Raw genomic sequence first — 12624 nt, 5'->3', positions numbered from 1 at the left:
CAGTGGAACGAACCGCCATGGCGGCCGCTCCTACTCATCCGGCCAACATGCTGGTTACGGACACAAAAATCAAGGTCAAGACTATTACAAAAACAGATATAAAAGATCCAGTTCCTGATGCAAAGCCGCGCTAAGCGGCTTTTTTCCTTTGGGAATGTATAAGTTTCACGGCGACGAGGCCGTTTCCTCATGTATCATCGGCAGCTCATCCAATTCCCGTACAAATGCTTGTGCATCCGCATAGGGCTGATCGATTTGGAGCAGCTTACGGATCATCCGCTTCGTCTTTGCCGATATGCTGAGCTCCTCCTCCCATCCGGCCGCAGAATCCGCGTCCGGTTCGTCCGGTTCATAGGCGGAATACAGCATAAAAAGCAAAAAATGGCCAATGGCGTACAGATCGCTCGTCACGTCAGCGGTCCTTCTCAGCCTTGTTTCCTCATCCGCTCCAGTCTCCACGCGGGACGGTTCCGACAAGCTCGAGGCCAGACCGAAATCAATGAGGCGGATCTGTTCTCCCTGCAGCATGACGTTGGGAATCCGGATGTCCAGATGAACAATTCCTTTCCCGTGAAGGAAGCACACAATATCCATCAATCTGCGAATGAAGGCAAGCGCCTCGCTTTCCCGGAAGACCGCTCCCTTCTCAAAAATCAAATCTTCCACAGTCCGTCCCTTCACGTATTCGGTCACCATGTACAGACGCCTGTTATGGACGAATGATGACAGGCAGCCCGGAATGGCCGGATGCCTCAGCTGACCCATAATCTCAATCTCGCGGCGCAGGAGCTCCCGGCCCAATTGCCCCTTGCTTGGTCGGGCTTGCTTGACAGCAATCTCCTCACCCGATTCCACATCTTGACACAAGTAGGTCAACCCGTAGCTTCCCATCCCGAGAAAACGGCAAATCCGATATTTGCCTCCGTGAAGCAGCTTCCCTGCCCATTTCGGACGGTCGATCCAAGCTTCATAGAAGCCCTTAAAGGTTCCCAACACGTTTGCCGTGCCTCCTTCACACAAAGCAATACGTAGCGGCGGAACGCAGGTTGCGGATAGAAGTACAACAAGCCGAATTTCCCCTGTAACAGGAAAATTCAGCTGCAGGTCCATTCCGGTCAGCGGCGGCACTGTTTGACGCATCATCGATAGATCGCCGCAAATGACGAACAGGGAAAGATCCTCGGGAATGCGGAGGCCCAAATCCTTAACCGCCTTCATGGCGTTGAAGGCCGCTCTGTCGTCGTCCGCAATGATCGCCGTCGCCTTCTCTCCGCTCTCCCGCAATCGATACCCGGCATTGGTACTAAGATTGCGGCAACAATTTTAGCTGAAATCGGGGAAATCGATCGGTTTGATCACGCGAAGAAACTGGTGGCTTTTGCCGGTATTGATCCAAGTGTTTTTTCTTCTGGCAAGTGTACAGCAACAATAAATAAATCACGAAGCATGGCTCCAGGAAGCTTCTGCCAACAAGTTTTGGATGCCTTGTAGTGTCTCGCGCTTTTGCTTGGAACGATGCCTGAAATGCGACAAGAAGTTGTATCCTTAAAAATTAAAAAACCGCGTAATTCGCGGCTTCTTATGCCTATATGTTCTTGTCCTCTGACATTTAAAGATTTAGGTTATTAGGCTGTCTCCGACGTATCCATTGCGTCCGGACCATCAACGATATCGATTACGCCGACAGCAACTATTGATACTGCAGCAGCTCTACCAAGATTCTTGACACCATCTTTAATCAACTGCTTATCGTTCTCCTTAATGCCTGTCACAACATCTTTTCCGCTAGCGACCACGTATTCGATTCCTTGACCAGCACCTCTGACAGTAGTATTGACCGCATCTCCAAGATCATCGAATCCTGTCTTCGCCTGCTGCTTATCCGCCGTTATTAAACCGGCGCCTACATCCCATACACCGCTCGCTGCTTGGCCTGCTAGTTCACCTGTCTTTGCCGTCACTCTTTCCACGTCATTACCGATCTCTTTAATGTAATCGCTACGAACAAGTTCCCCGGCAACACGCACAGTACCTCCAAGTACTCGGCCTGTGAAATCGCCCGCCAGCTTTCCAATGCCTTTCAGCAAATCCATCAGAACACCTCCGTATCTTAATTTATTCTATATAACGATTATTGACGCACTTCGTTTCTAAATTAGGGCTACAAATTGTCACCCGACATCTGATCACTTGCTTAAGGGCTAGTTTTGTTCCGTCTCTGGACAATGCGATCTCATGCAACGCACGGTCGTTTTACTTACGACAGGCGTCTGCGCAATCTCTCGTCCCGCAGCCAGAACGCGCCCCAAAACAAAATCGCGACGTAGACCGGAAAGAGAATATTCGTAAAAAGCGGGGCATCCACTCTAATTTGAGCCGCCACCGCTCCGCCCAGATATCCTGTCAACAACAGCCCGCCAATGAACGATGTACGAGGAATGCCGCATAGTAGGGCCGAAATCAATCCCAAAATGCCCATTGCCGTCATATGCCGCTCCGTAAACCCGAGCGCCAGCGTACCTTCTACAGCGGAATTTAGCCCGGCGATTTTCCCGATTCCATCGAATAGCATGAACAAAATGACAATCCAGTTCATGATCCTTGCCGTCCATAACCGGCCGCCGGATACATCTGTCTCTAAGTTCAACTGTTTTTCCCGTTCGATATTCATCATCATTTATCCTCCTCATGGATGACGGGCGCCTACATGGCCAAATCGTTCCACCCGTTTTAAAATCGCTTACACCTATACAACGAATAAGAAATGCCGCGATCGACAGTCAGAACGACGGATGTAAAAAAATCGGTTCTCGAGTCGGTACTTCTCCTCCGTTTCCCTTCGAATGCGGCATACCGGTTTCGCGGAATCGATCGCAATCTCCTGCCGAGCGGCTTTGGGTTTTCATCCTGTCAGGCATGCGAAAACGGCAGCGACGATGTTGGCTGCCGTTTCTATATGCTGATTCAACTAACGTTCTCCGTAAAAGCAGGTATAATTTTAGCATGCAGGATGTGCTCTGTTGGGATGGGATTAAATCCGCATTGTGTCGGGGCGCCAGTTCATAACTGCGGAACGGATGGTTGAAGGACTCATTCCTTCGGTCGCCGCCCGTTCGCACAGGGCTGGAAATTCATCATCGCCGGCGTAACGCAAGGCGATAATCTGGGATATCGAAATTCGCTGGTCCAGCGATCGTCCGGTCAGCCGGTAATGACGGAAGTTCTCCTCAATCCGAATCAATCGGTCTTGCGTCTTCGTCGCGTATCGCCGGATGCATGCAACCGCGAAGACAAGACATATCGCTAGTATGAAAAGAAGCCAATCTAAGCTTGATAGTTCCCTCTGGCCCAGGCCTCGGAAAAGCTCTATGGTCGAAAATACGAGCACGACAATCGCCAGCGGAGCTGCCACAAAGTGGTAGGACCAGTCCCAACGCCGAAATCCGATTCTGTTCTCTTTGTACCCTTGTGTCTCCGTGCTCGGAGTAACAATATTTTTTACGTCCTCCATCATAGCTAATCGTCTCCCTTTTTAGATTTTCCATCATTTGTTTATATGCCATCCATACCCATAACCTGTCTTCAATTGGGCAATTAGTCAACTATTTTTTTGATATTGTTTGCCACATTATTCTGCCTGAACGCAGCAAGAGAAGAAGCCAGGGGGCGACCTCTGGCTTCTTCTATACATTCCTTCGTGTTCCTTATTGTCGGTGCGTATAAATTCGATACAAGATCGTCGCTGCTTCTGCGCGAGTCAGGCTGCCCTTCGGATTCAAGGTGTTGTCCCCGTTTCCTTGAACTAAACCGACGCTAAGCAGATAGGCCAAACCATCTCTTGCATAGGATGCTATCTTCGCGCCGTCCTTGAATTCGTCGATTGACTTGGACGACACTTGCGGCAGCTTGCTCGGCTTTTGATCAAGCGCACGCTTAATGATTACGGCCATATCTTCTCTGCTGATCTCCGTATCGGGCAAGAACGCATTCCCGCCAACGCCTTCAACAATGCCAAGCGCGCGGCCGATTCCAAGCTCTTGGTAATAGGGCGAGCTTGTCGGAACATCGGCAAAGCTGTCCGTGAATGCAGCATCCAGCTCAAGAAGTCTGATCAATTGGGCGAGGAATTCCCCTCTGCTGATTGCAGCCTTCGGATTGAAGGTCGTTGCCGACGCACCCTCGACTATGCCTCTAGCGGCCAACGCTTCGATTTCCTTGGCTGCCCACGCTGCTCGACCCAAGTCGCTGAATTTTGGCGCTGCATATACGACGGCATACTGGCTAAAGTGCGACGTTTGGAACACAAGTCGACCCGTTGCGCTGTCATATCTGCCGTTAGCAACAGGCGTTACGTCGCCTTGACCGTCTACGTACCAGACAACAAGCTGATCGAGATTTTGCTTCTCCGATGCTGTCGGCGTATACGGTACGCTGACTGTAACCGGCGCTTCGCTATTGCTCCAAGCTACTACCTTGTTGTCCATCAAGATCGACAGATCCAATACCGGATGATTGCCAATCTCATCGATAAGCGGTTGACTCCATCCGCTCTTATCCGCTTGGCGAACAACGATGGTTACGGTCTGTCCGGCGCCCTGCAATAGCGCTTCGTCCAGCATCGCGCTCGACACGACAACGGAGCCTAACGGAGTTTCGATAACGATCGATCTGCCGGAGTCCTCCTTGAACCATGAGGTCGGAAGCCCTAATGCATAGCCTTTCGCATGCTCAATCTCGGATACAATCACTTTAATCCGCGCAGACTTGTCAGCCGCCAGTCCAAATGCATGGTCGATCTCGTTTTGAGACAACGTGGTTTGCGCAAGATTGGACGAGTTATTCAACGTTGGCGTCGAGCTCACCGTTACGTTTCCGTTGCTATCCACATCCGTTTTCGTAGATGGCGGTACATAAACGCTCCCTGGATTGCTCGGCGTTACCGGCACGGCATCATACTTCGCCGTAACGGTCATATCCGACGTCACATTCGTGAAGTCGACGCTCCATCCTACGAACGTGTACCCTGTCCGTGCCGGCTGCGACGGCGCGGTTGCATGTTCCCCGCGCTTCACCGTTTCCGTCTTCAGGACCGTTCCATCCCAGTCCTTGAATGTGACGGTATAAGCCGCGGGGGCGATCGCATCGATACGGTTTAGCAGCTCCGTCTTCGCCTCGCCGTCTGCCATTATCGTGACAAAGTTGCGAGCCATCGCGATATCCGCAGCGGACTCGGACGCGACCGCCTTTGCAACGGCAGCTCTTGCCGAGGTTTCAAGCCGTTCATTGTATTCGCCTGCGCCAAACAGAACCAAATCCGTAAATAAAGTCGAATTCTTTAATTGTCCGCTTTCCACTTCAAAGGTGGTTCTGCCGCCGTCGGATTGACTCGAGCCGTCAGATTCGTTGAACATGACGGATACGCCGATTCTTCCGTTCGCGAGCTTCGATGCAGGATCTTTCAGCAGCGTGTCAAACGGAATTTTCAAATCGTAAATCGTCGTTTTTGACGCTTCGTCTCTCGTAATATCGGCCGCGATATCCGTGATCGGGGCCGCCGGCGCATTGGCGCCCGATGGACGCGTCCAAGCATAGGTAATCACGTCGTTGTCGTTGTTGAGCGTGAATCCGAGCTCATTGCGCGTATTGCTGTCGGATGCAGGATTGTTTAAATCAATACCCAACTGCAAGTTATCTTCTTTCCAGATGTTGCCGCCGTTTTGGCTATTGAAGTGCACGTCATCCGTCACGACAATGTACGCGTATAAATTGCCGTCGTCCCAAGCGAAATGCGATTCAGCGCTGAGGTCTTGCGGCCCATCCCAAGATCCCATCGTCACGTAACCTTTGGAATCCATCGCAAACGCCGGCGTTGCAGCGCTTTTCGCCGGATTTTCCGAACCGGCAGCGCTTGCCTTCTCTGCATAAGCTTCATCCAAATTAGCCGTATACGTATAGACATGGCCATCGTCAAGACGAAGCTCGAAGGTGATCAAGCCTGCAACATAATCCGGTACATCCACGGTTACGGATTCGCCTGCCGCAAGCGAGTCGAACTTGATCGGCGTAAACCCTTCGGCATAAGACGTCGGAGCAACGAGTGTCAGCATCCCTGGAGCGGAAGCTTTTCCTCCGACATTATACTTAAAGCCGAATTGCTTCTTCGCACCTTCTTGGACAAGACCGAATACGAACGGTTCCGCCAATAAATCCGAGCCGTAAATGCCGTACGGGTTGCCGGCCGGGGTGCTGTTCCTCAATCCGGATGCGTAATAATTGTTGCTAAGTTCGATCGACGTGCCGGTCTCGCGCAGCAGGGCATACACATTATTGTTCTGGCCGTTCTTTGTCGGCTGGAAGTAAGAAGAGTATACATGCGCTTTACCGCCGAATACGTCGATACCCGGATTGTTGCCGGGCAGCTGAGTGAAGTTGGCTTGCTGGAACCGAACGATTCCGTTATTGACTAACGCTCCTGCAAGGCTCGGGCTTCCCCAGAACGCGCTGTTGTAAAGGACAAGTTCGGCGTTGGGGTCGATTTTCGCGGTATTCGGGACATCGCCCATTTTGACATACGCTCTTTCCGGCTCCGTCGCGATGTTCGTGTTCACCAATTCCGAGTTGATCGCGATGATTTTGGTGTTCTCGTCCGCGTCTTCTACATACAACGAGTACGCGCATCCGTCCGAGCCATGACCGATAATCGTCAATTTTCCCGGATAGGCGAATTCGCCGTTCCCGAGGTCTCTCTTCAGGAAGTGTATGCCGTAGACCGATCCGTACACGAAGTTGTTGAAGATCGTCTCGTCTTCCACGTCCGAGAACTTGAGCGCGCTAAGGTAGCGTTGCACGAATCCGTACACATCGCCGGAAGGCGCCGTATACCCTTGACCTCCTGGAAGTCTCAGGGAGTAATGCGGATTAAGCTGCATATTTCGGATGAATCCGCCCTCCGAGCCTCCTCCGACCCAGATGCCGGCTCTCAAGAGCGTACCGCCTAAATAATCCACATAGTGACCGTCGGTTTTATAAGAAGCAAGGTCGATGCCTTTATCCCCGATCGGGATCGTTAAGTTGATTGCATAAACGCCTGCACCCTGTCCCTGCACCAAAAACGGCGTTTTCAGCGTTTGATCGGGGTTATCAAGGTTAACGCTGGTTATATTCGCTTGCGTAATGTTAAGTCCTCTTAGACCTGCGTGTGCCTTAAGCTGGATCAGAGAGGCACCGTTTTCTCCCTGGTCGCCGCCGGCGTAGGTGGTGAATATCGCCGTGCCGCCGCCTGCCGTATGGTGCTGTACATCCCATGTTCCTCGGAGTTCGACGCTCTCGGGAACGATGATTGGATGATCCAGTCGATACCTTCCCCCCGGTAGATATACCGTGCCGCCGCCGTGATTGGCCTTCACATAGTCAAGCGCGTCCTGCAATTGGGCGGAAATGTCCACGGTCGGCGCGTCGGCTGTCAACGAGCGCGGAAGGTCGAGTCTCAGTACTGCGTTCGATGCCGGTCTAGGTTGTACGTCGATATTCGTTTTGACGTCCTTCGGAATCGGTTCGAATAGATACCCCGCATCATTCACGATCTGTACCGTGGTTTTATTGCTGTCAGCCTTGACGTCAAGTTTAAGGTTATTGATGTGATCGGCAAGGTCAGCGCTCTTGATGTTCAGGTTATAGCCGGAATTTACCGATTTGAACGTTCCGAAATCAGCGCCTAGGGTTGCATGTTTGTCAGCCTGCTTGAAGTTGCTCTGGCTGATTAATGCATTGCCTCGGTTAAGGAAATTCAGCGCGTACTCGCCGGATTCGTCGAACGTGCTGTCCTCGAAGGATATGACGCCGCCTCTGGCGTTGCTTACGATCGGACCTTTGAATTCAACGCCGTTGAATTGAACGGAAGTTTCGAACCGCTCGTTGAAATAGACGGCTGTGTCGCCTCCGAATTCCGAGTTCGAGATCAACAGGCCAAAACCGTTGGCGTTGTCAATATAGAGACCCGTTTGACTGTCTTCGATGTTCAATCCGTAGAATTGCGCATTCGGAGATTCGTCGCCGCCCGGTTCTCTTCCGACCCACATCCCCGTCTTATACCCGGAAATGTTCAGCCCCGATACGTATTCCCAGTCTGAACGGTGCATCATGAATCCGATCGCGTTCGCTCTGGTGTACGCTCTCGTGTCCGCTAGGGACGGTGCGCCTTCAAGTCCGGAATTCGCCCAGTATTTCGGGTCGATGTCAACGTTCTCGATCCGTCCGATGTCCGTGCAGGTGTGAACCACGATGCCCTTGTAGAGCGCCGTTATCTTGCTGTTCAGCACGTAATGCATTTCGCTCGGCAGGGAGATGAAGCCTCCCCAAGCGTTTACGAGCGTAACGTTATCGAGCGTTGCGCTGTTTCCTGTTCGCTGGAAGAACGTCCACGGATACGGAATGCCCTTGATGGTCTCCGTTTCCCCCGTCTTCTGACCGTCTTCGTCCCTCACTTCAACCTCGGTTTCGGCAGTCAGATCCTGCTCGGGATACCAGACGGAAAGGTTGGATACGCCCGTGCCCTGCTCCATGTCGACGAATCGATCGGACACGTTGGCTACTTTTTTGCCGCCCGTCTGATTTTCTCTCTCATCGGAGTCCACATACGTGTCATAATTGGCGCTGCCCTTGCCGGCGTATACGGCGAGAATGGTTCCGTCGGTTTTACCGTCGTAACCGGCCGCATCCGGGTTATCCCATTCGCCGCGGAGCTGTACGCCTGCCCGCAAATTCAAAACTTGTTTATATTCGTAGGTCGTATTGCCGGTCGAGCTCTTAACGCTTACGGTGCCGGTGGTTTCCGTACGGAACGCATAGGTGCCCGCCGGAATATAGACGACGCCTCCGCCGTCATTGTACGCCGCGTTAATCGCCGCTTGGAAAGCCTCTCTGTTATCGAATTGATCCAAGCCTTCCGCCTTGGCCATCTCTTCTGATTTCGCGCCGTAAGCGAGTACGTTAAAGTCGGAGATCGCCCAATCCTTCGCGTCGTTTACCTGTGCGATTGCCGTTCTCATGTAGCTTTCGTAAGCGTATCTGTCCGGAACGGTCAACGCAAAGGTTTTCGTCTGGGTGACAGGAGCGGCAACCGGGCCTCTTTTGACCGTTGCCGTAAGCGTTACGGGACCTCCGTCGTCCGGACGGTTGGTCGGGATCACGCCTGCGGCGGTAATGAGGGCCGCGTTGGATGTCGTCCATGCAATGTCCGTCATATTCTCGCCCATCGACGGAAGAACTAAGTTCGTCGCTACATTTTCCGTAGAAGCATTGACGCCTTTGATCAAATCCCATGTCAGTTTGGCAATCATGTTATTTACTGCATCCTCGTCGGTTCCGGCACCTGTTCCGCGAACGACGATCGGAAATGTTTTCACGACAGGTGCAGCCGCAGCTTTGCTTATTGTCGCCGTCAGGGTCGCGGTCGTGTTGGCTGCCGGACGCACGACTGCGCCGGTGTCGTGATCGATGACCGCGTCATTGGAAGATGTCCACGCGATGCTGGTTCCCGTCGAACCTGTCTTCGCAAGCGTCAAGTCTGTTTCAACCAGATCTTGTCTGGTATTCGCGCCTTTGATCGCGTCCCAAGTCAGTGCGTCCGAAGCAAGCTGAACGGCTTCTGCATCCGTTGGAGGGACTTCAGTAATTCGTATGCTCTTAATAATGGCTCCGGCTGTAGCGAAACGGAAGTGCGCGCCTTGATTTTGTAAGCCGATCGCAAAATTAGCTCCGTTCAGCACAACTTTTGAAGTCACCCAATTGTTGCCGCTCCCCGTTGCCGGGATGCTCGCCGATCGATACGCATCATATCCGGAAAAGCTGCCGGGATAGATCGTGTTATAGTGCAATGCAATACCGCCGGTTGCGCTGGGTCTCCAGTATTCGACCGCTAATTCGACCTTGTTGACTTGCTTAAGTCGAGGGTCGTTTACAATGACGTACATGAAGTCGCCAACCTTCACGGCGCCGGTACCGTTCTGCGTCACTCTTTGCACCGGGCTGCTGTCGCCGCTCAGGCTAATGTCCAGACCGTCGCCTTTCAGTTTCGAATTGTCGCCGGATAGCGTAAATGTGGCAGGATCGTTGAAGTCGATGAACACTTCGGCAAGCTCATTTGATGAATTGGCCACTGTCAAACTGAAAGGTACTTGAACAGGCGTTCCGCTGCCTTTGGTTATGGTCGCCGTAAGCGTTACGGATATGTCCTCGTCAGGGTCGCGAGTCACGCTGCCCGTTGCAGGATCGATGATGCCTGTCGGTGCAGCCGACCATGCGATAGCCGTATCGTGCGCCCCCGTTGTCGGAAGAGCCAATGCCGTCCTGACTTCGGATTGATTCGTATTGGCATTCTTGATTGTATCCCATGTCAGACTGGCTGCTGCGTCCGCAATGGCTTGGGTATCGGTGAGATGCTCCGATTTGACTCTTGTATGCGTTCCTGCGAACGGATATTGCGAATTTTGAGCCGTGCGCGCGAAAGTATAATAGGTGCTGCCTTCAGGTTTTGTAAACGTCGCAGAATAAACGCCCGCATCAAGCGTACCCGTCGTCCAATCGCCGTCTGCAGGCGTGTTACCGGTGGTGTTGATCGCGAACTGCACAGCCTGACCGTTCGACGGCGCTGCCGACGATACCGCAATATTGTCGGTTGTCTCGACAGCTGCGGGAATCGGTCTTGGCGAATCCGCGGTGCTCTGGAAGCGCGGGTTCTTCATATAGATGTCGCCTTGGGGGACAGTCGGCCATTGCATTTGCAATCTGGCTGCCTGAACCGTGTCCAAGTTTACGGGATTGAAACCATTCGGAGAATTTGCTGCTGATAATTGTGCATATACGGTCGTCCATCCATTAGCGGTTCCATGCTCGATTTCATTCACATTCAGGTTAAGACGCGAATTGGTATCCACGTTGTTGCCGCCAGCCGCCATCGCAAGCCAGTTGTTACCATTCAATTTCAAAAGATCCTCGCTCGTAACATACATATCGAATACGAAATACTGATTCGCGTAAGCTAATAAATTTTGATTGCCGCTGCTATTGATGAAGCGGGCATCCCACATCCGTTCAGCGCCCGCGCCTATCCGTCCGGCGCCAAGCTTGAATGCCGCGTTTCCGTCCGGCGTCGTTGCGTTCGTCCCCTCGTTTGCATTAGGGAAATACGTCGCAACCTGTGCGTTGGCCTCCGCCTTCATCGCTTTTACCGTCAACGTAAAGGCTTTCGCAGCACTTGCATTGCCCTTCGTTATTGTCGCCGCGAGTAGGACGGTTTTGTCTACTCCGCTATTAAATAAACGATCTACGATTCCGCTGTTGCTGATTGCCGCATTGTCCGAAGACCATGCTACGTGAGTTGTGCCTATCGAGGTCGGAAGACTAAGCTGCGATTTTACATCATTTTCCGAAGCGTTATTCCCTTTGATGGTATCCCACGTCAGAGACGCCGCAGCCCCGTCTACCAATGTTTGCTCGTCGATAGACGTTACCGTAATTCTTGTGGAGGCACCGCTGAAGTTGTAGCTGTTGTCTGCTTTCGCGCGTGCGAATACATAGTAGGTGTCTGCTGAAGGTAATTCGGCGAATTGATACGTATATGCATCACCGTCTTGAACGCCATCCACCCAACCGGATGCGGGAGCGACCCCGTCTTCGCTTATTGCGAATTCCACGGCTTGCCCGTTAGCCGGTGCGTTCGCCGTTACTGTTTTTGTAGTCACGTCAAGTGCGGGAACCGTTGACGATGACAACTCGGTGCCTAACGCGCTTTTTTGGAAACGCGGGTTTTTGATGAGAACGTCGGTCTTAGGGACGCTGGTATCCCATTGCAGATGCATGGCCAGCCTGGTTACTTGGTCTAGCCAGGCGTCATTGAAATTCCCGGCTACGGTACTTGACGACGATAACTTCGCATAGACCGTTGCCCATGTGCCCACTGCAGCATTAGCGATTCCGCTTAAATCTAGCTGGAGACGAGAATCGGTGTTGAATTTGTCGTCGGCGGGATTACTGTTGCTTACGATGACGAGCCAGTTATTCCCTTGCATGTTTTTGAAGCTCGCATTGGGAATGTACGTCTCGAATGCGAAGTAGCCGTTTCTATAATCGGATAATTCGCCGGAAGACGCCACGCTCGGCGTGAAGAGGTTATCCCAAGGCCCCCCGTTCTTTGAGGTTCCGGTGTTCAAACTCCACGCCTTCTGTCCGTCCGGCGTATCGGCGTATGTCGCCGTATTGCCATCTGTACCTGCGTTTACGGTCAGAGGAAATACGTCAGGGGTATCCCCTCCTGCCGCACGGACTATCCTAGTCGGAGAAAGCAAAGTAAGCAGCATCGCTGTCACAAGCAAGGATGCTAATAACCGTCTTTTTATCATCTTTAACTTTCCTCCCATATCGTAATGACTCTTAGAGAAAGGGCAAGTGCATCGGAAGAGCAACGAATTACCGTAACGTTCGATCAGTCTACGTTCGCTGTCGCATCACCTCTACTACTCCATTTGTCCAACCTTGTAAAAGCGTTTCCAACCACAGTCGATAAAATGTTAGCGGTTTCATGCTCTAAGAAAAAAGTCTCCAAAGATCTTCTTTCCTAGAACAACA

Annotated in this window: 5 protein-coding genes and 1 pseudogene; 1 reads left to right on the top strand and 5 read right to left on the bottom strand. The window is 52.2% G+C overall.

The features are described from left to right. Positions 1–165: 165 nt before the first annotated feature. Complete coding sequence (locus AC50YL_RS33780; protein ID WP_494837770.1) at positions 166–1284, bottom strand: serine/threonine protein kinase; 1119 nt, start codon at positions 1282–1284, stop codon at positions 166–168. Here AC50YL_RS33780 and AC50YL_RS33775 point away from each other — a divergent pair. After that, positions 1282–1463 (top strand): annotated as a pseudogene (locus tag AC50YL_RS33775) (transposase); the annotation flags it as partial. The gene AC50YL_RS33780 and the pseudogene AC50YL_RS33775 sit on opposite strands and share 3 nt — an antisense overlap. A 162-nt stretch (positions 1464–1625) precedes the next feature. Here the strand turns inward: AC50YL_RS33775 and AC50YL_RS33770 are convergent. The 4 genes from AC50YL_RS33770 to AC50YL_RS33755 all read right to left on the bottom strand — a co-directional run bounded on the left by AC50YL_RS33770 (position 1626) and on the right by AC50YL_RS33755 (position 12416). Continuing rightward, positions 1626–2093, bottom strand: a complete 468-nt coding sequence (locus tag AC50YL_RS33770) for a hypothetical protein (RefSeq protein ID WP_494837769.1) — start codon at positions 2091–2093, stop codon at positions 1626–1628. A gap of 164 nt (positions 2094–2257) precedes the next feature. Next, positions 2258–2677 (bottom strand): DoxX family protein, encoded by a 420-nt coding sequence (locus AC50YL_RS33765; RefSeq protein ID WP_494837768.1) that lies wholly within the window; start codon positions 2675–2677, stop codon positions 2258–2260. A 354-nt stretch (positions 2678–3031) separates the two neighbouring features. Next, positions 3032–3514 (bottom strand): DUF6526 family protein, encoded by a 483-nt coding sequence (locus AC50YL_RS33760; RefSeq protein ID WP_494837767.1) that lies wholly within the window; start codon positions 3512–3514, stop codon positions 3032–3034. Positions 3515–3704: 190 nt separating this feature from the next. Continuing rightward, positions 3705–12416, bottom strand: a complete 8712-nt coding sequence (locus AC50YL_RS33755) for an immunoglobulin-like domain-containing protein (protein WP_494837766.1) — start codon at positions 12414–12416, stop codon at positions 3705–3707. Positions 12417–12624: the final 208 nt, after the last annotated feature.

Source organism: Paenibacillus sp. J22P277 (assembly GCF_059383675.1).
This window is presented reverse-complemented; position numbering and strand designations above follow the sequence as displayed.